Origin of the sequence: Streptacidiphilus sp. MAP5-3, assembly GCF_041262505.1 — a bacterium.
Taxonomy (GTDB): domain Bacteria; phylum Actinomycetota; class Actinomycetes; order Streptomycetales; family Streptomycetaceae; genus Streptacidiphilus.
On sequence record NZ_JBGCCL010000006.1, the window covers coordinates 216,148 to 236,747 of the forward strand.

16 protein-coding genes and 1 pseudogene are annotated in these 20,600 nt (G+C 71.7%); 10 read left to right on the forward strand and 7 right to left on the reverse strand.

Annotation, left to right across the window (positions count from 1 at the left end; all coding sequences use genetic code 11):
* Positions 1-24: 24 nt before the first annotated feature.
* From ABH928_RS12630 to ABH928_RS12650, 5 genes are all read left to right on the forward strand, one after another.
* Entirely contained in the window at positions 25-489 is a 465-nt protein-coding gene (locus ABH928_RS12630; protein ID WP_370065379.1) for a cupin domain-containing protein, read from the forward strand.
* Positions 490-576: 87 nt separating this feature from the next.
* Positions 577-1,887, forward strand: coding sequence for an MFS transporter (locus tag ABH928_RS12635; protein WP_370065381.1), 1,311 nt, complete (start codon positions 577-579; stop codon positions 1,885-1,887).
* Entirely contained in the window at positions 1,884-2,642 is a 759-nt protein-coding gene (locus ABH928_RS12640) for an SDR family NAD(P)-dependent oxidoreductase (protein WP_370065383.1), read from the forward strand. The genes ABH928_RS12635 and ABH928_RS12640 overlap by 4 nt, the downstream gene beginning before the upstream one ends.
* A gap of 406 nt (positions 2,643-3,048) precedes the next feature.
* Positions 3,049-4,611: an ABC transporter substrate-binding protein gene (locus ABH928_RS12645; RefSeq protein WP_370065385.1), complete on the forward strand. Its 1,563-nt coding sequence runs from the start codon at positions 3,049-3,051 to the stop codon at positions 4,609-4,611.
* 176 nt (positions 4,612-4,787) lie between these two features.
* Positions 4,788-6,620 (forward strand): alkaline phosphatase family protein, encoded by a 1,833-nt coding sequence (locus tag ABH928_RS12650; protein ID WP_370065387.1) that lies wholly within the window; start codon positions 4,788-4,790, stop codon positions 6,618-6,620.
* Between the two features lie 122 nt (positions 6,621-6,742).
* Here ABH928_RS12650 and ABH928_RS12655 read toward each other — a convergent pair whose 3' ends face one another.
* The 4 genes and pseudogenes from ABH928_RS12655 to ABH928_RS12670 form a co-directional block, all read right to left on the reverse strand.
* Positions 6,743-8,860, reverse strand: a complete 2,118-nt coding sequence (locus tag ABH928_RS12655) for a YncE family protein (protein ID WP_370065389.1) — start codon at positions 8,858-8,860, stop codon at positions 6,743-6,745.
* Between the two features lie 641 nt (positions 8,861-9,501).
* Positions 9,502-10,263 (reverse strand): VOC family protein, encoded by a 762-nt coding sequence (locus ABH928_RS12660; RefSeq protein ID WP_370065391.1) that lies wholly within the window; start codon positions 10,261-10,263, stop codon positions 9,502-9,504.
* A 223-nt stretch (positions 10,264-10,486) separates the two neighbouring features.
* Positions 10,487-12,916 (reverse strand): ArnT family glycosyltransferase, encoded by a 2,430-nt coding sequence (locus ABH928_RS12665; RefSeq protein ID WP_370065393.1) that lies wholly within the window; start codon positions 12,914-12,916, stop codon positions 10,487-10,489.
* A 165-nt stretch (positions 12,917-13,081) separates the two neighbouring features.
* A pseudogene (locus ABH928_RS12670) lies at positions 13,082-13,180 on the reverse strand (type II toxin-antitoxin system RelE/ParE family toxin); the annotation flags it as partial.
* A gap of 133 nt (positions 13,181-13,313) precedes the next feature.
* Between ABH928_RS12670 and ABH928_RS12675 the strand changes: the two are divergent.
* Together ABH928_RS12675 and ABH928_RS12680 are read left to right on the forward strand one after the other, a co-directional pair.
* A complete protein-coding gene (locus ABH928_RS12675; RefSeq protein ID WP_370065395.1) occupies positions 13,314-13,763 on the forward strand; it encodes a PPOX class F420-dependent oxidoreductase in 450 nt (149 codons plus the stop codon).
* A gap of 40 nt (positions 13,764-13,803) precedes the next feature.
* On the forward strand, positions 13,804-14,592 hold the full coding sequence (locus ABH928_RS12680) for a maleylpyruvate isomerase family mycothiol-dependent enzyme (RefSeq protein ID WP_370065397.1): 789 nt from the start codon (positions 13,804-13,806) through the stop codon (positions 14,590-14,592).
* A 39-nt stretch (positions 14,593-14,631) separates the two neighbouring features.
* On the opposite strand, the gene ABH928_RS12685 is transcribed toward ABH928_RS12680, so the two are convergent.
* Positions 14,632-15,996 (reverse strand): dipeptidase, encoded by a 1,365-nt coding sequence (locus ABH928_RS12685; RefSeq protein WP_370065399.1) that lies wholly within the window; start codon positions 15,994-15,996, stop codon positions 14,632-14,634.
* A 148-nt stretch (positions 15,997-16,144) separates the two neighbouring features.
* On the reverse strand, positions 16,145-16,357 hold the full coding sequence (locus tag ABH928_RS12690; RefSeq protein WP_370065401.1) for a KTSC domain-containing protein: 213 nt from the start codon (positions 16,355-16,357) through the stop codon (positions 16,145-16,147).
* A gap of 277 nt (positions 16,358-16,634) precedes the next feature.
* Between ABH928_RS12690 and ABH928_RS12695 the strand changes: the two genes are divergently transcribed.
* Together ABH928_RS12695 and ABH928_RS12700 are read left to right on the forward strand one after the other, a co-directional pair.
* On the forward strand, positions 16,635-17,117 hold the full coding sequence (locus tag ABH928_RS12695) for a hypothetical protein (protein ID WP_370065403.1): 483 nt from the start codon (positions 16,635-16,637) through the stop codon (positions 17,115-17,117).
* A 91-nt stretch (positions 17,118-17,208) separates the two neighbouring features.
* Positions 17,209-18,027, forward strand: a complete 819-nt coding sequence (locus ABH928_RS12700) for an SDR family oxidoreductase (RefSeq protein ID WP_370065405.1) — start codon at positions 17,209-17,211, stop codon at positions 18,025-18,027.
* Positions 18,028-18,046: 19 nt separating this feature from the next.
* On the opposite strand, the gene ABH928_RS12705 is transcribed toward ABH928_RS12700, so the two are convergent.
* Positions 18,047-18,829 carry a hypothetical protein gene (locus ABH928_RS12705; RefSeq protein WP_370065407.1) on the reverse strand — a complete coding sequence of 261 codons (783 nt, stop codon included), beginning with the start codon at positions 18,827-18,829 and terminating at the stop codon, positions 18,047-18,049.
* A gap of 310 nt (positions 18,830-19,139) precedes the next feature.
* Between ABH928_RS12705 and ABH928_RS12710 the strand changes: the two genes are divergently transcribed.
* Complete coding sequence (locus ABH928_RS12710; protein ID WP_370065409.1) at positions 19,140-20,585, forward strand: aminopeptidase P family protein; 1,446 nt, start codon at positions 19,140-19,142, stop codon at positions 20,583-20,585.
* Positions 20,586-20,600: the final 15 nt, after the last annotated feature.

Here is a 20,600-nt window from a genome sequence, read left to right on the forward strand (position 1 = left end):
ATCCACGAAAGGGACCAGACAGTCATGTCGGAACTCGAGTACATCCCGCAGCCGCGCCGCGTCGAGGTGATGACCGACCTCCTCGGCGAGGGCCTGGTCAACGGCCAGGTCGAGTGGCGCCCCTACGTCCAGCCCGGCCGGGAGGCCGTGGACGTCCGCTGGCTCTACACCGGCGACGACACGGGACCGGACGGCGCCGAAGCGTACATAGCCCACTTCCGGCCCGGTGCACACGGCGACCTCCACCGCCACCTCGGCTTCGAGCTGCTCTTCATCCTCGACGGCGAGCTCGTCAACGACAACGGCGACCGGTACCAGCCGGGGACGCTCGTCGTCGAGCACCCGGACAGCATCCACCGCGTCTCCAGCCCGAAGGGTTGCAAGATGCTCGTGATCCGCGAGAAGCGCACCCTGCCGCTGCGTCAGGGCGAGCTGCCCGACACCGCACTCGCCCTCGACGGCGCCCCGCTGTCCACGCCGGCGGCGTGACCTGGGAAGGGCGGCCGGCCCGTCACGTTCCGGGCCGGCCGCTCTGCCCCTCCCCTTCCCGTTGACGCACCACCAGGAGATGACGTCGTGTCCACGTCCACCTCATCCTCGTCCGCCGCTGCGGTCACGAGCTCAGCCACCGCCGCACCGCCCGACATCATCACCGGCCGCTCCGGGCGCACGCACTCCGCCCGCTACAAATGGGGCATCCTCGGGGTCGGGATCGGAGCCCAGGCGGCCTTCAGCGCAGCCTTTCAGGGCATCCCCACGTCCGGCTCGCTGCTTCAGAACGCCTACCGGCTCAGCCCCGCCGAGCTGGGCCTGGTCATGGCCGCGGTCACCTGCGGCATCTTCATCACCGACGTGTTCTGGGGAATCGTGTCGGACCGGATCGGCGAGCGGAAGGTGCTGATCACCGGCCTGACCGGCACCGTTCTGGCGCTGGCCGCGGTCACGGTGTTCCTGGTGCCGAACGGCGGGGCCGTCCCCTCGTACGTGGCCCTGGCGGCGGTGCTCTTCCTCGCCGGCGCGTTCGGCGGCTGCGTCAACGGAGCGTCCGGGCGAGCCGTGATGGGCTGGTTCCCGCCGCACAAGCGCGGGTTCGCGATCAGCCTGCGGGTGGCGGCCGTGCCGCTGGGCGGTGCGATCGGAGCCGCCGTGCTCCCGCCGCTGGCGCTGGGCGCGGGCTTCCGCTGGGTCTTCGGCTTCCTCACGGTGTTCACCCTGCTCGCCCTGCTCGCCGTGATCATCTGGCTGGACGAGCCGCCGCTGGCCACGACCAAGGCGAGCGGCGGCATGGCCGCCACCACCGTGGCCAACCCCCTCAAGCGCTGGGACATCTGGCGCGTCGCCCTGACCGCGTTCCTGCTCGACCTGCCGCAGTTCACCGTGCTGACCTTCGGCTCCGTCTTCCTGCACACCGTCGAGCACCTGCAGCTCTCCACCATCGCGGTGCTGCTGGTCGTGGTTCAGGTGCTGGGCGCCGTGTCCCGGGTCTGGGGCGGCCGTTGGACCGACCGCCGGGGCGGACGCAGCCGTCGGATGATGGTGGTGGTGTACAGCTGGCTGATCACCGCCGGGTTCATCGGGACAGCGGTCTTCCAGTCCGCGCCGAGCTGGGTGGACGCGACGCTCCTGGTGGTGTCGGGCTTCCTGGCCTGCGGCTGGCACGGCGTGCACTACGCCGAGATCGCGATCATGGCCGGCGCGGAGCGTTCCGGAACGGCGCTCGGCCTGGAGAACACCATGGTCTTCGGCGGTGCCTTCGTGACCCCGCTGCTGATCCCCGCCCTGCTGTCGGTGTCCTCCTGGCCTGTGGTGATGCTGCTGATCGGCGCGCTGCCGGCGCTGGTCTCCGCCGTGATCATGCCCCGCGGCCCGAAGGCGGTCGCGTCGTGAAGTGCGCGGTGGTGACCGGTGCGAGCAGTGGTATCGGCGCTGCCACCGCCCGCGCGTTGGCGGCGGCCGGATACCGGGTGGTCCTCGCTGCCAGGCGCAAGGACCGGCTGGAGGCGCTGGCCGATGAGCTGACCCTCGCCGGTCACCACGCGGAGGCGCACACGCTGGATGTCACGGACGAAGTCGCGGTAGCCGAGCTCGCCGCCCGGCTGGACCGCTGCGACGTGCTGGTCAATGTCGCCGGCGGGGCGCTGGGGGCCGATCCCGTCGAGACCTCCGACCCGGAGGACTGGCGGGAGATGTTCGAAGCCAACGTCGTTGGCGTGCTGAACGTCAGTCAGGCGCTGTTGCCCGCGCTACGGGCGAGTGGTGACGGCACCCTCGTCATCGTCTCGTCCACTGCGGCCCTGACTCCCTACGAGGGCGGCGCCGGTTATGCCGCCGCCAAGCACGGCACGCACGCCGTCGCCGGAACGCTCCGCCTGGAGCTGTGCGGGGCGCCGGTCCGGGTCATCGAGATCGCTCCCGGTCTGGTGCGGACGGAGGAGTTCGCCCTCAACCGCTTCCGCGGCGACGCGGAACGGGCCGCCGCGGTCTACGCGGGGGTTGCGGATCCGCTTTCCGCCGAGGACGTCGCCGAGACCATCACGTGGTCGGTCACCCGGCCCGCCCACGTGAACGTCGACCTCCTGGTACTCCGCCCCCGGGCACAGGCCGCCCAGCACAAGCTGTATCGCGAGCCGGCTGACCGCTGAGGGAAGCGCGTCGTGAACGCAGGCCCTGACCGCCCTGCGGCGGGCCGATCCCCCCTCGCCCGTCAGGGCATACGAAAGCCCCGACTGCTCAGCAGTCGGGGCTTTCGACGGCTCGGTTGCTGGGGCGATGCCGGTGAAGCGGAGCAGTGCCCCCCGGCTGCCTGGCCATGAGCCCCGATTTGGCTCTATGGGATTCCAGGGGCTCCAGAGCACGGTGGATGTGCCTGTTACACCATCGGGGGGTTCGCCTTGTCTAGAGCGGTTCTGAAACGTCAGCGGCTTGCGGCCCTGGCTAATGAATTGACGGAGCGTCAGTTCGACGCGTCGACGCCCTGGGCGAGATCGCGGGGCCGCGGGTGCGCTGCCCCTCGTTGCCGGTCACAAAACTGGTGCTCGATCGGTGAGGGTGGCAAGAGCATCGAGAAGCACCCTGAAGATCGGCATAGGCGCGCCGGAGTCCCTCGACCCGGCGAGCTGCTTCGACCACGACGGAGCGCTCGTCCTCGGACTGCTGACGGACACGCTCGTGGCCTGCGAACCCCGAAGCGGGGAGCTGCGGCCCGGTGCGGCCGCAGCGTGGGAGGTCACCCCTGACGGGAGACGGATCGTTCTGCGGCTCCGGCCCGGCGTCCGGTTCCACCACGGGAGGCTGGTCACCGCAGCGGACTACGCCTACTCGCTGTCCCGGGCGGTCCGGCCGTCGACCGGATCGCAGATCGCCTATCTCCTCTCCTTGGTGGACGGTTTCGACGAGGTACGCGCGGGCCGTGCGGAGATCCTGAGCGGCGTCCGGGCCCTCGCCGCCGACCGGCTGGAGATCTCCCTGTCCCGGCCGTTCCACGAGATCGCCGCGGTTCTCAGCCATCCGATCACCGCGGCGGTGCCCCGGGAACTGTGCGAGGGCAGGCCAGGGCTGTTCCGTCGGAGCCCGGTCGGAACCGGGCCGTATCGCTTCACCGAGGGATCCGGCGCCGGGGACGCGGTGCTCGTACTGGAGCACCTCGACGGCTACTACGGCGCGAATTCGGCTTTCCCGGAGGGAGGTGCGGGCGGGCCGCGGCGGGTGGAGTTCCACGTTCTCGACGACGCGGATGCCGCGTACCGGGCCTGGCAGTCGGGCCGGGTGGACATCGTGGAGGTTGCCGACGGCCGTGCCGGGGACGCCCGCCGCGCGCAGGACGCGTACCGGGTCACCCGGTGTGCTTCGCTGACCTATCTGGCGTTCCCGGTTCAACACGCCCCCTTCGACGACCCGTTGGTCCGCCGGGCGGTGGCGATGGCGGTCGACCGGAGCCGGTTGTGCGAGATCGCGGGGGCAGGAGAAGTGCTGCCGGCCGCTTCGGTCATCCCGCCGAGACTTCTCCCCGGAGGGAGCGAGAGCTCTCTGCCGGGGCTGCCGTTCGATCCCGAAGCCGCGCGTCGGATTCTGGCCGGGTGCGGCGCCGAGCGGAGGTCCGTGCGTATCGTGCTCGACGGTGACCGGGGACACGGCCAGTGGGTCGCCGCCGCCGCCCGTCAGCTGGCGGCACATCTCGATTGGACGGTGGAGGTCGACGCGCTGCCGCGCTCCGACTACCTGCGCTGGTTGCAGCGGCCTGACGCACTCTTCCGGGCGACCTGGGTGAGTGACTACCCGTCCGTGGACACCATGCTCTTTCCGCTCTTCCACTCCGCCGCGGCCGAGGCCGGTGGCAACTACGCCGGCTACCGCAGCGCCCGCGTCGACGAGCTCATCGATGCGGCCCGTGCCACAGCCGATCCGGTCACGAGGCTGCGACGCTACCGGGACGCCGAGGCTGCGGTCTGCGCCGAACTCCCGATCCTGCCGCTCTGGCACGGGACGATGCGGCACCTGGTCGCGGCCGGACGGTTCGAGGTCGACGGGGACCCGATCGACCTCTTCGGCGCGCCGTGCGCGCGACTCTTCCGGAGTCGGATCGATGAACGAGCGCGATGCGAACTGCGGTAGGGCCGGCTTTGATGCCGCTTACGGGCAGGAACTTGTCTGATCAAGTCGCGGAAAGTTGCAGCAACTTGTCCGGTCAAGTTTGGTCTACATTCTTCCCGTCGACAGCGGCAGCCTGTACTTATGTCCCGTCCATGACGCCCGTCAGGCACCACCCTCACGACTGGACGAGGTACACCATGCGTATGCGCCGGAGCGCCCTGGGCGGGCTGCTCGCCCTGCTCGGCACGCTGATCGTCGCCACCCCGGCCCCCGCCCAGGCGGCGGGGAGTACGGCGGCGACCGCGACGAGGACCAGCGGCAACCTGATCGTCAACGGCGATGCGGAGGCCGGCGGCTTCTGCACGAACGACTGGAGCGCGGCCACCACGGTGCCCGGCTGGACCGTCCAGTCCGGCGGCATCAACGCGATGTGCCAGTCGGTCGCGTCCTTCGGTTATCCGAGCGACGGCAGCACGCCAGGCAAGGCCTTCTTCGCGCCGGGCAACTTCGGCGACGGCTCGATGAGCCAGAACGTCGACGTCTCCTCCGCAGCCTCCGCGATCGACGGCGGCGGCGTGCACTACGACCTGTCCGGCTGGCTCGGCGGCTGGACGGTCTACGGCGGCTACGTCGCGGTGAGCCTGCACTTCCAGGACGCGAACGGCAACCCCGTCGGCCCGGCCGCCAAGCTGCCTACCGTCTCCGCCACCGACCGGGGCCTGTTGAGCAAGTTCCTGTCGCGCAGCACCACCGGATCCGTGCCGGTCGGCACCCGGCACATCCAGGTCGAGGTGCAGTTCCTCGACACCTCCGACGAGACCGGCTACCTGGACAACCTCGCGCTGACCCTGGACACCCCGGTCGCCGCTCCCAAGCCGCCGGCCCCGCCGGTCTCGAAGGTGCCGGGCTACGACCACGTGTTCACCGTGATGATGGAGAACACGGACTACTCCGAGATCATGAACGACCCGGCGGACACGCCGTTCATCCACAGCCTGATGGCCAAGGGTGCGACGATGACCGACTCCCACGCGGTCTACCACCCCAGCGACGAGAACTATCTGGCCATCGCGGGCGGCGACACCTACACCAAGGGCGCCACCTACTGGCCGAACATCAACTCCCCCGAGCGGAACCTGGGCGACACGATCGAGGCCGCCGGCAAGACCTGGAAGGCGTACGAGCAGGGCATGGGCACCCCCTGCAACGCCAGCAAGGGCGGCGCGGACAGCTACTACGAGCCCGACGACGCACCGTTCATCAACTACGCCGACATCAGCGGCAACGCGGCCCGCTGCGCGGCGCACCTGTTCGACACCACGCAGCTGTCCACCGACCTGAAGTCGGCCGCGACCACGCCGAACTTCTCCTGGATCGCTGCGGACGACTACTACGACGGCGAGTCCTCCGGCGACGGAAACGCCACCAGCCTGAAGACGCAGGACGGTTGGCTGCAGCAGACGCTCGCGCCGATCATGTCCTCGCCCGCCTGGACCAAGCAGCGTTCGCTGATCCTGCTCACCTGGGACGAGAGCGAGAACGAGGGCTACGACCACGTCGCCACCATCGCGGTCGGCTCGCAGGGCACTGTGCCCGCCGGCACCACCAGCCCGCTCCACTACGACCACTACAGCGTCGCCCGCACCATCGAGGGCGCCCTGGGTCTGCCGGGCCTCACCGCGAACGACACGTACGCGACCCCGCTGAACGCCGCGTTCGCACCCTCGACCGCGAAGTCCCCGACGCTGACCGGCGATCTCAACGCGGTGAGCAACGGTGGCAACGTGACCTTCCGCTACTCGCTGCCCTCCGCCACGCAGGTGAGCGCGGAGAACTGGATCGGCGTCTACCCGGCGGGGGTGAAGCCGGGCGCGCAGTCCTCGCTCACCTGGGCCTACGCCCCGAACCAGAGCGGCGCTGTCACCCTCTCCACCAGCAAGCTGAACGGGGCGGGCAGCTACGACGTCTACTACCTGGCCGACAACGGCTACACCGCCCTGGCCGGACCGTTCCGCCTGACCGTCGGCTGACGGTGCTGTATTGACGCTCCGTCAGATGTGAGCGAGGTTCCCACGGGGAATGAGGACCGCCCGCACCGCCGGTCGGGGACCGGCGGTGCGGGCGGGTAAGGCAGTCGGTGACGGACGGGCCGTCAGCTGGTGATGCTGAAGTAGAGCCAGTTGCCCCAGGTCGCCGCGTTGATGCCGTCGCCGCCGTACTCGGGGGCGATCCGGAAGTGCGAGCCCAGCGGGAAGCCGGTGAGGTTCAGCTGGATCCAGACCACCCCGTTGCTGCCGAGGGTGAAGCAGCCCTGCGGGGTGAGGATGTGCCAGCCGCCCGAGTAGTACCACTGGCCGGTCAGGGTGATGCACTGGTCGGCCTTGTTCGGACCCACGGCGATGCCCATCACCGGCGGCTTCGCCTGGTGGAACAGCTGGAACCTGTAGCCCGCGTACGAGTTGCTGCCGTACGCGTTGTCGAGCACGTCCGCGATCTCCGCGTAGCCGTTGACCCATCGGCCCGCCCACGCGGTGCCGTAGAAGTAGTCACCGGCGAACCAGGCGGAGAAGCGGGTGTTCCGGGTCACCTTGTACCAGGCGGAGAGGTTGCCGTACCGGTCCACCGTGCCGCGCGCGACGAGCGTCTGCGGCATACCCACCGGCAGGGCGTCGATCTCGACCGTGCGGCCGTTCCAGGTCCTGCCCAGGTGGGCGGTGACGTGGGCCCAGCCGCCGTAGGAGTAGCCGCTGCTGTTGGCGGAGATGCTCACCGTGGTCGCGCTGCGGGCGATGTTGATCGTTGCCGACGCGCTGACCGCGCTCTGCTCGCTGTCGCCCGCGTAGCCGATCCGGTACGTGACCGGTCCGCCGATGCTGGACGTGTCGGTGAAGTGCCAGCTGCCGTCCGCAGCGGTCACGGGCTTGAACGCGGTCAGGTACCCCGCGGGGTGCGCCAGGTCGACGCGGGTGACGGAGAGTTGGGTGTCGGCCGGGATCGGCAGCTGCGAGCTCACCTTGCCGCTGACGGTGTACGCCTTGCCGACGGTGCCCGACGCGGGCGCGGAGGCGGTGAGCGTCGGCAGGACCTTGGTCGGGTCGGTCAGGACCTGGAGGCCGTACGCGGTGCCCGTGGCGGTGTTCTGGCCGGCCAGCGCGAAGACGCGTGAGTCGTCGGGCGCCCAGGCCAGGGCACTCGCGTTGGACGGGTAGGTGTGCAGCGGGGTCTGCGAGCCGGCCTTGAAGACGTAGACGGTCGCGCCGCTCGACTGGGCGACGTACCCGTCCGGGGAGGCGGTCCCCACAGAGGCGTTGTTCGGGTAGCTGCCGACCTTGCTGAACTTGCCGTTCGCGTAGCCGTCGAGCAGGGTGCCGTTGACGAGCACCTGCGAGGCTCCCGGCACGAGGCTGATGTCGTTGATGCCGGAGTTCAGCGAGTAGTCGCCCTGGTACCAGGCGGTCAGCTGAGGTGTCCCACTGGAGACGTCGAGTACCGCCATCGAGTCCGTGGACAGGCCGGTCTCGGCGAGCGCGAGCGCGCCCGGTGCGGACGGCTGGGTGCTCGTCAACGCCGGGTTCCAGAGCCCGGCACCGACGCCCGCCGGCATCTGTCCGAGCGTCACCGCGCCGGCCCCGCCGGAGGTGTTCACCGAGGGGTCGACGGAGCCGAGGTTGCCGGACCACTGGTCGCCGTAGGTGAACCAGAGCTTGCCCGAGGTGAAGGCGAGGTGGGTCGGGCCCTTGGTGGTCGCCACCGGGTAGGTGGCCTCGACCGCGAGGGTGCTCGCGTTGAGCACCACCACGTCGTGGGTGGTGGGCTCGGCGGCGTACAGCGTCGTGCCGTCCGTGGAGACGGCCAGGTCGGAGACCCCGGCGATGCCGCTGACCGTGGCGAGGCTGTCGCCCGAGTAGTCGGCGGCGGTGACCGAGCCGGCGGTGCTGTCGCCGACGAAGACCCGGTCCAAGGGTCCGTCGACGGCCATCCCGCCGAAGGCGGAGACGGTGACCGGCGCCGATGCGGCGGTCTGCGCCGAGGCGCGGGTCGCGGTGTGTGCTGCCGCCGGTGCCGACGCCGCGGCGGTGTGGGCCGTGACGGGAACCGGTACCGCGACATGAGCCGTGCCCGACGGCGGTGCCGTGATGTGGGCCGTGAGACCGGCCCCGCTGGTGTGCTCGACGGAGGCGGCCGATCCGGCCGCCGCCGCAGGCCCGGCGGTGGTGACGCCGAGCAGGACCGCGCAGGCGGTCACGGTGCAGAGGCTGCGCTTGCGCACAGTGTTGTACCCCCTGAGGAAAGCCCGGAATGACCGGGAGGAGTGGTTGCCGCGTGGGGCCTGCCGCGATGGGACTGCGGAGGCGTCACGTGTTCGGCAGGACGGATCCTAGAGCAGGCGTGCGACAAGGCGAACGGGTTATCGACGCATTCTGCGGAGGGTGGGTGCGGTAAAGGCGCAGAAAAGGCATGGCGGAGGAGCGGCGGAGATGTGGTGGAGGCCCTGCGGCCACGGGCCCACACCCGTACCAGCACCCGTACCAGCCACTTCGCACGACTTCGCCCCGTCCCCGGAGTTGACGGAATCGACCAACATCATCCGCGTTCCGGTCGGGGCCCTGCCACGTAGCTACGGGGTCATCTGCGCGGCCAGGGCCGGGGGAGTCGTGTAGACCTCGGACGGCATGCAGCTCGGGGCAGTAGATGAACAACTGCTCGCCGACAGCCAGGTGGTGGCGGGTCTGGAAGAGGAGATCACGTCAGCAGGTGGCCGACGGCTGCGACGCCGTGGGCGCTGTCCCGTTCGCCGGCGTTGCCGAAGCCCAGGTGGCCGCTGACCGCATAGCCACGGCTCCCCAGCGGCACGGCGAAGGCCCCGACCGCTCGGCGATCGGGGCCTTCGGGTTCGGGCGTTGCGCTGTGTCAGGCCCTCGGGGCGAAGATGCCGAAGACGGCGCCCTCGGGGTCGCGGATCACGGCGATCCTCGGGCCGTTCTCCATCTCGACGTCGACCGGGCCGTGCATGAGCTCGGCACCCAGACGCTTCGCGGTCTCCGCCGAGGCGTCCACGTCGGCGACCAGGAAGAACGGGCTCCAGAAGGAGGGAACCTCCGGCGGGAACTCGTCGCCCATCTGCATCACGCCGCCGAACATGTCGTCGGCCAGACCCACCATCTGGTAGACGTCGTTCGGCCAGACCTGCCAGCCGAAGACGGTCTTGTAGTACTCCACGGCAGCCTTCGGGTCCCTGCTGGACAGATCGATCCAGCCGAAGGAGTTCGGCTCGTTCACCACGCCGAAGCCCTTGAACCCCCGGGCCTGCCAGACCGCATGCGGTGCGCCGCCGGTCGGGTCGCTGAGCAGGGCCCAGCGACCCAGGTCGCCGACCTCCATCGGCCCCATCCACAGCTGCGCGCCCGCCGACTTGGCGGTCTCGACGGTGGCGTCGGCGTCGGCGGTGGCGAACGACAGCAGCCACATCACCGGCTGTTGCGGGTTCATCAGCGGGGCCACGGCGGCTGCGGGGGAGCCGTTAAGCGAGAACGTGGTGTAGCCGCCGTACTGGGGGTCCGGGTCGGTCTCGGCGGTCCACCCGAACAGCCCGCCGTAGAACTTCTTGGACCCCTCCATGTCCTTGGTGCTCAGCTGCGCCCAGCAGGGAGAGCCTGGGATGATCTCGGTCACCTTCAAAGCAGTGCCTCTCGACGCGGTGTGCTGTGACGGGGCCTGGGCCCTGGACCCTGGACCGGATCCCCAGCTAACCCACGGGAGCGGGCGGAAGCCAGGAGGCTCGCGAGGACGAATCCGAGGAGCGAATCCGAGGAGCGAATCAGCGAAGGGGTGCGGACACGGATCAGGCCCGGCCGAAGCCGGGCCTGATCACGTACGCGGGACGGTGCCGCCGAGGTCAGCTGCCGGTGCCGCAGCGGTACAGCTGCTGCTGCGTGGCACTGCGGGCGCCGCCGAAGCCGCCAGCGCCGAACCCGCCTCCGCCGAACCCGCCGCCGCCGAACCCTCCGAACCCGCCGAAGGCTCCGCCTCCGCCTGCGGTTCCGGAGGGCGACTTCGTCGACGAGGTGCCGGTCGAGGTGCCGCCGTAGTCGCCGGCCGGGACGACGGTGCAGGACTGGCGGACCCAGTTCTGCACGGCCGTCGTCGGCGACGTGCTGCCGCCGCCTCCGCCGAAGCCGCCCATGCCGCCGCCACCGAGCAGCACGTAGTGCAACTGACCACTGCTGACCAGCTGTTGGAACTGCGCCAGGGACGGGCTCGGTGCGTCACCGGAGAAGCCGCCCATCGGCAGCACCTCCTTGCCCGTGGCCAGGATGTACGGCGACGCGGTGCTCCAGCTGGTGGTCGCCATCAGGTAACGGGCGCCGTCCGCGTGCGCGGAGACGTAGGTGAACAGTTGCTGCTGCTGCGCGGTCAGCGAACCGGACGAAGATCCGAACCCGCCGCCACCGGCCATCCCGGCGCGACCGCTGCCGCTCTTGCCGGACCGGTCGCCGAACCCGCCGAATCCGCCCGCACCGGCCGCGGCACCGCCGAAGCCACCGAATCCGCCGGATCCCTCTGCGCCGCCGAAGCCCTCACGGTGTCCGCCGCCGGGCGCCGCAGCGCCGCCGCCGAAGCCCTGCGAGGACGCGGGGCCGACCGTGCCCATCATCCCGGCCATGCCGCTGCCGGAACCGCCCAGCACCGACGTCGCCCACGCGGCGGGAGTCGCGACCACCGCGACCAGACCGGCCACCAGGCCCGCCACCGCGATCCGCCGACCCGAGAAGCGCGGCATCTTCGCCGCGTACAGCAGCCCCAGCGAGACCACGCCCGCGACGATCGCCAGCCACATCGCCCACGGCCGGAAGGAGGGGTAGGGGTCGGAGAGCACCACGGCGTAAGCCACCGTCGACACGATCGCGACGGGCAGCGCCCACACGCGTCGGCCGCCCGCGCGGTACCCGCGCCAGAGCTGCACCAGCCCCACGCCGCTCAGCGCGGCAAGCGGCGTCGCGATGACGCCCATGTAGTAGCTGTGGCCGCCGACGCTTCCGGCGCTGAAGGCCAGGAAGAACATGGCGAGCCAGGTGCCCCACATCAGAAACCCGGCGCGCAGCGCGTCAGTTCGAGGCCTGCGCCGACTCCAGACCAGGCCGAGGACGAGGGAGAGCGCGGCGAGCGGGTACAGCCATCCGGTCTGCGAGGTGATCGCGGAGCCGAACATCTTGCCCCAGCCGCTGCCGGCACTCCCGTTGCCGAGCGCCATGGCCGCCGAGGCCATCGCCTTGGCGGAGGTGGTCCCGGAACCGGAACCGGCACCGGACGCGGCCGAGCCGCCACCCGCCGTCCCGGTCCCGGTCCCGGCGCCAGCGCCGGTGCCCGAGTGCGCGCCGAGGCCTGCGCCGCCGCCCCCGTGGCCGCCCTTGCCGCCGCCGAACATGCCGCCCTGGACGCTGCCGCTGTCGGACGCGCTCATGCCGACCGAGGAGAAGCGGTTCAGGAAGTTGTAGCCGACCACCATGCTGAACGCGGAGTTGTTCGTCGTCCCGTCCACGTACGGGCGGTCCTTGGCCGGGGTCACCGTCACCAGCAGGATCCACGACGCCGAGACGGCGACCGTCACCACGCCCGCCAGCGCCACATGCCCGATCCGGCGGCGCAGCGTCGAGGGCGCGGACACCAGGTAGATCACGGCCAGCGCGGGCAGCACCGCCCACGACTCCAGCATCTTCGTCTGGAAGGCCAGTCCGACCCACACGCCCGACATCAGCAGCGTCCGCAGCCGTCCCGTCTGCGCCGCGCGCTGCGCCGCCTCGGCCGCGCAGATCAGCAGCAGCGTGAACGCCGGGTCCTCGACGGAGGTGCGGAACAGGCCGGCGATCACCGGGGTCAGCGTGAACAGCCCGCAGGTGAGCAGCGCCGCGTTCGCTCCGGCCCAGCGCTGTACGGCCTTGTACAGCACGAGCACGGCCAGCACGCCCTCGATCGCCTGCGGCAGCGCGACCGACCACGGGTGGAACCCGAAGATCCGCGCGGAGAGCGCCTGCGGCCAGACGAAGCCGGGCAGCTTGTCGAGCGTGATGGTGCTCGCGGGGTCGAACGAGCCGAAGATGAACGCCTTCCAGCTCTCCGAACCACTGCGGGCGGCGTTCGCGTAGAAGCTGTGGAAGGCGGCCTGGTCGATCCCCCATGCGAAGAGCACGGCCGCGACGACGGCGATGCCGAGGAGCGCGGGTCTGGCATAGCCGGGCTGGTCTTCGGGGGATTGCCAGAACGCTCTCCGACGCCGGGGCCTGACCGGCACCGACTCCGGAGGCGCGGTGAGCACACTGGTAGCCATGCGGGCAGGCTCTGCGGCCAAGATGAGAATTTCCTCAGGAAACCGCCCGATTGGGAGGGATTCACACCCGTCCCACGTCAAGGTCTTGCCCGAGCATGAACATGCCCGCCCCGGTTGCGGTGCGTCTGCCACCGTCGAAACGCGCAGGTCGCGGACGTCCCTCTCCTACAGGTTGCGGTAGACCTCGCGGCGGTTTCCGACTCGCAGGACCCACACGCTCAATTGACCGTTTTCCACCGTGTACACGACGCGGTAGTCCCCGACTCCGTCCGGACCGTTCTTTCGTGATGACGACGGAGATCACCAGTGTCCGGGCGTAGCGGCGCACACATCGTCGGAGACGGCGCGGGCCCGTTCCTTCCCGGTTGAAGCGCCCGCGCCGTGCCAGGATGCGGGAATGGCGACGATGAGCGAGGCGGAGTGGCAGGCGTTCGTGCTGGCGGGCACGCGGACCGGGAAGCTCGCCGTGACGCGGCGGGACGGACGGCCGCACGTCACCCCCGTGTGGTTCCTGCTGCACGAGGACGAGCAGGTCGACGGGCGGCCGGTGCTGCTGTTCAACACCGGGGAGAAGTCGGTCAAGGCCGCTGCGCTGCGGCGCGATCCGCGGTTCGCGCTCTGCGTGGACGATCAGCAGCCGCCGTTCAGCTTCGTGATGCTGGAGTGCACGGTGCTCGAACTCGTCGAGGACCTGGAGCAGTTGCGGCGCTGGGCGACCCGGATCGGTGGTCGCTACATGGGCGCGGCGCGGGCGGAGGAGTTCGGCGCGCGCAACGCCGTTCCCGGCGAGTACCTGGTCCGGGCGCGGGTGGACCAGGTCGTCGCGATGAAGGACGTGTCCGGCTGAGCAGCCGTCAACGGCCGAGCGGGATCAGTACAGTGCGGCCATGAGGGAGATCATCGACGAGGTACGCCGTTCGCTGGACGGGTTCGCCGGGCAGCTCGACGGGATGAGCGACGACGAGGTGCGGGCTCCGTCAGCGCTGGCGGGGTGGAACCGGAGCCAGGTCGTGGTCCATGTGGCCCGCGCCGCCGAGGCGTACCAGTGGCTGGTGACGCTGGCCGCGACCGGCCGTGAGCCCGGCCCGCGCGCGGACGGGGCGGCGCTGGCGCGGGCCGTCGCGGAGGGCGCCGACCACGGAGCCGCCGCGCTCGCGGCGGATCTGCGTGGCAGCGTGGGCGGGCTGCTGGACCTCGCCGCGACCGTCCCGGCGGAGCGGTGGGAGGTGCTGGTCACCGCGCTCGGCGGCTACCGGCATCCGGCGTGGTTCACGCTGTACCGCTGCTGGCGCGAGCTGGAGCACCACCGCGTCGACCTCGCCGCCGACTACAGCCCCGCCGACTGGCCTGCCGCGTACGTCACTTGGGCGCTCGACAGCACCGCCCCCGGCCTGGCTGCCCGGGACTTCCCGGTCACCCGGATCGAGGCGACCGACCTGGGGCGGGAGTGGCAGCTGTCCGCCGCAGCGAGTGACCCGGTGGTGACCGGCCCCGGCCACGCGCTGCTCGGCTGGCTCAGCGGCCGGAGCGGCAAACCCGGCGCTGAGCCCGGGGCCGAGCTGGGCGCCGAGTCCGGCGGCAAGCTCGCCGCTGAGCTCGCCGTCACCGGTGCGGACGGGGCCACGCTGCCGACCCCACCGCCGTGGCCCTTGCCGCCAACTCCCGCCTGGGGGTGAGCAGCTGACGGCGAGGGCCCGGGCGCGTATCTGCTGCCGCTACGCCTTGCTCTCCGCGTAGCCGCGCAGGAAGAGGGCCTCGGCCAGCGAGAGTCGCTCCAACTCCTCCGGCGAGACGCTCTCGTTGACCGCGTGGATCTGCGCCTCCGGCTCGCTGAGGCCGATCAGCAGGATCTCCGCCTGCGGGTAGAGCGACGCCAGCGTGTTGCACAGCGGGATCGAGCCGCCCTGGCCCGCCACCTGCATCTCCTCGCCGTCGTACGCCGTCGAGAGCGCCTCGGACATCGCCGCGTACGCCGGGCTGGTGACGTCGGCGCGGAAGGGCTGGCCCTGGCCGCGCGGGGTGACCTCGACCTGCGCGCCCCACGGGGCGGCGGCCGTCAGGTGCGAGGCCAGCGCGTCCTGCGCGTCGGCGGCGTTCAGACCCGGCGGCACGCGCAGGCTGACCAGCGCCTTCGCCTCGGCCTGCACGGACGGGGTGGCGCCGACGACGGGCGGGCAGTCGATGCCGAGCACGGTCGCGGCCGGCCGGGCCCAGATCCGGTCGGCGACGGTGCCGGTACCGATCAGGCCGACGCCGTCGAGCACCTTGGCGTCGGAGCGGAACATGGCCTCGTCGTACTGCAGGCCCTCCCAGGTCTTCCCGGCCTGCGCCTCCAGGCCGGTGACCACGGTCGCGCCGGTCTCGTCGCGCAGCGAGTCCAGCATCCGGATCAACGCGGCGAGCGCGTCCGGGGCTGCGCCGCCGAACTGGCCCGAGTGCAGGTTGCCGCGGAGCGTGCGGACGCCGACCTCGACCAGCGTCATACCGCGCAGCGTCGCGGTGACCGTCGGCAGGCCGACGCGGAAGTTGCCGCAGTCGCCGATGACGATCGCGTCGGCGGCGAGCAACTCGGGGTGGGCCTCGGCGTAGCGCTCCAGGCCGCCGGTGCCCTGCTCCTCCGAGCCCTCGACGATCACCTTGACCGTCACCGGCACGCCGCCCTCGGCGCGCAGGGCGCGCAGCGCGAGCAGGTGCATCAGCACGCCGCCCTTGCAGTCCGCCGCGCCGCGGCCGTACCAGCGGCCGTCGCGCTCGGTCAGCTCGAACGGCGGGGTGTCCCAGGCGTCCACGTCCAGCGGCGGCTGCACGTCGTAGTGGGCGTAGAGCAGTACCGTTGGCGCGCCCTCGGGGCCGGGCAGGCAGCCGTAGACGGACTGCGTCCCGTCCGGCGTGTCCAGCACGTCCACCTCGGCGAACCCTTCGGCGCGCAGCGCGTCCGCGACCCAGCGCGCGGCCTTCTCGCACTCGCTGACCGGGAACTGCCGCGGATCGGCGACCGACTGGAACGCGACGAGCTCGGCGAGCTCCTCCCGCGCACGCGGCATCAGCGAGGCGACCGCCTCGGCGAGGGCCTTGGCCATCTGTGCTCCTTAGCTCCTTGTGGGTGCTGGCAACGGGCCACGCGCAGGGTGCGCAGGGTTCCGCGCCGTGCCCGTGGACCGGGAAATCTCCAGCCACTCTAGATCGGCCGCGAGATCCGTCGCGCCCGGGTTGTCTGAGAGGGCTTGATCAGGAGACCCGGCGGTAGCGGAAGTGGCCGCGGATGTGGCGGTTGAAGTAGCGGCCGAGGCTCTCCGCGTGGAGCAGGCCGTCGTGGACCGACGGCGGGACGGCGGCGTAGTCGTAGACCGTCCCTGCGATGAACTCCAGCTCCAGCAGCCGCCCCGACGCGTCGCAGCCGACCGCGCGGAGGCAGGAGGAGTCGACGCTGCTGCGGCGCATGGTTCCAGGATGGGTCCGCGGGTCTGCGCCCGCCCGCCGGGAGCGCGGGGACGGGAGGGACGGCGGGCGGGAATCCGGTCGCGGGGCGGGGCATGGGCGTGCCAGCGTGGGCGGCATGACTGGCGTGAGTGGCGTGAGCGGTGGCGGAGGTGGGCGCGACCCGGAGCGGCATCGGGGGGACGGCCGGTGGTTGGCGGGGTTCGCGGGGCGGCTGTACGTGGTGTGCCCGAGGTGCGAGGGACGGGCGGTGGTGTTGCCGAGGCCCGGGACGCAGGAGGTGAAGTACACGAGCGCGCTGCTCTTCCTGCCGCGTCGGCTCTCCTGCGCCGCGTGCGGGGAGCACCGGAGTTGGCGGCCCGGCATGGAGCGCGCGGGCCTGCGCGGGGTGACGCCGGGCGGGACGGAGGACCCGTTCTTCGGGGAACCGCTCTGGCTCCAGACCCGTTGCGTCGGGCGGATCCTGTGGGCCTACAACGAGGAGCACGTCGACGAGTTGGCCGCCTTCGTCGGCGTGCGGCTGCGCGAGCGCGGACCGACGCCGACCCTGGCGATGATCTCGCGACTGCCGCTGTGGATGAAGCGCGCCGACAGCCGGGACGAGGTCCTGGCCGGACTCGACCGCCTGCGCGACCTGGCCGCGCCGGAGCGCGACCGCCCGGCGGACCGCTCGGACGCCGCCCATGTCCACGCGACGCGTCCGCGCCCGCACCTGAGCCTGCTCTTCCGCGGTGGCGCGTATCCCGCCGATCCGGCGGAGTAGGCACTGCCGTACGGCGCGGCATGTCACGGTCCGGGGCGCTCGGCTGTCCTCCTGTTGGCAGCAGATGAGGCGAGCGGAAGGCGTGGTGCGGATGAGCGGCGGCACGGTCGTGGTGACCGGAGGGACCGGGGTGCTCGGGAGGGTTGTGGTCGAGCGGCTGGTGGAGCAGGGGCGGGACGTGCGGGTGGTCAGTCGTCGCCCCGCGACCGGCGGTGAGCGGGCGTACGGGTGGGCTGTCGCCGATCTGCAGCGCGGGAGCGGGGTCGCCGAGGCGCTGGACGGTGCGGACGTGGTCGTGCACTGCGCGACCGCGTTCGGGCGGGGCCAGGAGGCGGCGCTGGCGCGGAACCTGGTGGCGGGGGCCAGGGCTGCCGGGGCCACCGCCTCCGGAGGCGGGCCGCACCTGGTCTACGTGTCGATCGTCGGGATCGACCGGATCCCGCTCGGCTACTACCGGGCCAAGGCGGAGGCCGAGCAGGTCTTCGCCACGTCCGGGCTGCCGTACACGATCCAGCGGGCGACCCAGTTCCATGACCTGGTGCGGACGTTGTTCGCGGCGGCGGCCAAACTGCCGGTGGTGCCGGTGCCTTCGGTGCGGTTCCAGCCGATCGACGTGCGGGACGTGGCAGTTCGGCTCGCCGAGTTGGCCGCCGCCGAGCCGGTCGGCGGACAGGCGCCGGACATCGGCGGCCCTGCCGCTCGGGACGCGCGGGACCTGGCCCGCGCGTACCTCGCCGCGACCGGGCGCGCGGGCCGTCCACTCTTGCCGCTGCGCCTCCCCGGCCGGGCCTTCGGCGCGCTGCGAGCCGGGGCCAACCTGGTGCCGGGCGAGCCCTACGGGCGGATCGGCTTCGAGGAGTACCTCGCCGGGCTCGACGCGCCGAAGCGGCTCGCCTACCGGAAGCGGTGAGGTGAGGGCGCGCCGCTCGCTACTCCAGAACCAGCCAGGAGCGGTGCCACAGCAGCGCGCACTGCCGGTCGCAGCCCAGACCGGCCAGCGGCTCGCCCGCGCAGCGGACGCCGTCCAGCTGGTACCACTCGCCGACCTGGTACTGCCAGCGCGGCAGCGCCCTCGAGCGGACCTCGCCGAGGACCGGCAGGCGCATACCGACGAAGCGCGCCATGGCCGTGTGGAAGGGGACGCCCAACAGCGAACCCGAGGAGTCCAGTGTCTGCTGGATCTCCTGCAGGCTGCGGACGGTGGCGTAGTGGGCGGGTTCCGGCCGGGGCGCGGGCGTCTGCGCCGGTCGGAGCCACTCGTCGCGGAAGAGCAGCGCGCAGCCCAGGCCGCAGCCCGCGTCGCCGGGGCCCGCACCCGCGCAGGTCGCGGCGTGCAGGGTGACGGTGCGGGCGACGCGGCGCATCCGGTAGTGGTCGTCCATCATCCGCCGGACCACGTGCTCGACCTGGTACGTGCCGCCGCAGAAGCTCCACTGGCTGCCGGTGAACCAGAGGCCGCGCAGGCGGTCCGTCGCGTCCAGCGTGGCGCGGATCTCCTCCGCGCTGCGGACGGTGACCCAGTCGCCCACCGAGTAGCTCGACGGGGTGCCCTGGGTGGGGATGCCGGACAGACGCATGCGTGCGTGTTCGCGGATCCGGCGCGTCGGGCGCAGCACGCCGAACGGCGGGTGGGCATGGATCGGCAGGCCCTCGTACTGGCAACGTGCGGCCTGCAGCGGCAGGTGCGCGGTCGGGGCAGGGAGGTTGGGCATGGGGCGCGGAACTCCTCGTCGTTCCTCGTCGCTCCTCGTCGGCGGAAACCGGAGAGGAAGGTCCGGTTGCGGTGCCGATGCTAGGGCCGCCATGCCCGCGCAACGCCGTGGCCAACGGCTACCTCACCTGCTCGTGTGAACTACGGCTACGTGCATTGACGTTGTCCCGGTTCCGCACCGGCTGCCACGGAAGGCCGGCACCGCCGTTGCTGTCAGTGCGGCGGGATACCGTACGGGCCAGATACCCATACGGGTCGTCCGGGGCGTCCAGATCGTCCGGGGCGTCCCGGCCGTCGTGCAGGAGGCAGTCGTGACCGAGCGTTCCGAGCCGGCCATCAAGGCGCGCAAGAACGGCCTCTATCCGGGCGTCAGCGCGGAGCTCGCCGACGCCATGCGGCATGGCTGGGCCGACACCGAGCGGCACGACCTGGAGCCCCTCCCGCAGGCCGCGCACACCGCGCGCCGCCGCGCCGAGCTCTCCGCCCGCTTTCCGGGCGAACTGCTGGTCGTCCCCTCCGGCAACCGCAAGGTCCGGGCCAACGACATGGACTACCCGTTCCGGCCCTCGACCGAGTACGCCTACCTCACCGGCGACCAGTCGGAGGACGGCGTGCTGGTGCTGACCCCGACGGCGCAGGGCCGCGGCCATGACGCCGTCGCGTACGTCCTGCCGCGTTCCGACCGTGACACCGGCGAGTTCTGGCTCGACTACCACGGTGAGCTCTGGGACGGCCGCCGCAACAGCCTGACCGAGAACGAGCGCCTGCTCGGCCTTCCTTGCCGCGACGTCCGCACGCTCGCCGACGAGCTCTCCGCCGTCACCGGCCCGGCGGTCCGGGTGCTGCGTGGACACGACGCAGGCGCCGAGGCCGCCCTGGGCGACAGGTCCGATGCCGGGCGGGATGAGGAGCTGCGTGCCTTCCTCGCCGAACAGCGGCTGGTCAAGGACGAGTTCGAGATAGCCGAGCTGCGCTCCGCGTGCGCGTCGACGGCCCGCGGCTTCGAGGACGCGGTGCGCGCGCTGGAGCAGGCCGAGGCCACCTCCGAGCGCTACCTCGAGGGTGTCTTCTACCTGCGTGCCCGCGTCGAGGGCAATGCGGTCGGGTACAACTCCATCTGCGCCGCGGGCCCGCACGCCACGGTCATGCACTGGGTCCGCAACGACGGACCGGTCCGCTCCGGCGAACTCCTGCTGCTGGACGCCGGGGTGGAGACCCGCCACCTCTACACGGCCGATGTCACCCGCACTCTGCCCGTCGACGGCCGGTTCACCCCGCTCCAGCGGAAGATCTACGACGCGGTCCTCGCCGCCCAGGAGGCGGGCATCGCCGCCGTCAAGCCGGGCGCGGCCTACCGTGACTTCCACGACGCCGCGCAGCGCGTACTGGCCGAACACCTGGTCGCCTGGGGCCTGTTCGGCGACCGGCCGGTGGACGAGGTGGTCGCGCTCGGCCTCCAGCGCCGCTGGACCCTGGCCGGCACCGGCCACATGCTCGGCATGGACGTCCACGACTGTGCCGAGGCCCGCACCGAGTCCTACGTCGACGGCACCCTGGCGGCGGGCATGGTGCTCACCGTCGAACCCGGCCTCTACTTCCAGCCCGACGACCTGACCGTTCCCGAGGAGTACCGCGGGATCGGCGTCCGCATCGAGGACGACCTCCTGGTCACCCCGGACGGCAACGAGAACCTCTCCGCCGCCCTTCCCCGCGACGCCGACGCGATCGAGACCTGGATGGCCGCCCTGCGCGGCTGACGCTCCGAGCGGCCT

Coding starts and splice junctions, on each gene's coding strand:
- ABH928_RS12630 (WP_370065379.1), top strand. CDS start 25: ATGTCGGAACTCGAGTACATCCCGCAGCCGCGCCGCGTCGAGGTGATG.
- ABH928_RS12650 (WP_370065387.1), top strand. CDS start 4,788: ATGCGTATGCGCCGGAGCGCCCTGGGCGGGCTGCTCGCCCTGCTCGGC.
- ABH928_RS12665 (WP_370065393.1), bottom strand. CDS start 12,916: ATGGCTACCAGTGTGCTCACCGCGCCTCCGGAGTCGGTGCCGGTCAGG.
- ABH928_RS12675 (WP_370065395.1), top strand. CDS start 13,314: ATGGCGACGATGAGCGAGGCGGAGTGGCAGGCGTTCGTGCTGGCGGGC.
- ABH928_RS12680 (WP_370065397.1), top strand. CDS start 13,804: ATGAGGGAGATCATCGACGAGGTACGCCGTTCGCTGGACGGGTTCGCC.
- ABH928_RS12685 (WP_370065399.1), bottom strand. CDS start 15,996: ATGGCCAAGGCCCTCGCCGAGGCGGTCGCCTCGCTGATGCCGCGTGCG.
- ABH928_RS12690 (WP_370065401.1), bottom strand. CDS start 16,357: ATGCGCCGCAGCAGCGTCGACTCCTCCTGCCTCCGCGCGGTCGGCTGC.
- ABH928_RS12700 (WP_370065405.1), top strand. CDS start 17,209: ATGAGCGGCGGCACGGTCGTGGTGACCGGAGGGACCGGGGTGCTCGGG.
- ABH928_RS12705 (WP_370065407.1), bottom strand. CDS start 18,829: ATGCCCAACCTCCCTGCCCCGACCGCGCACCTGCCGCTGCAGGCCGCA.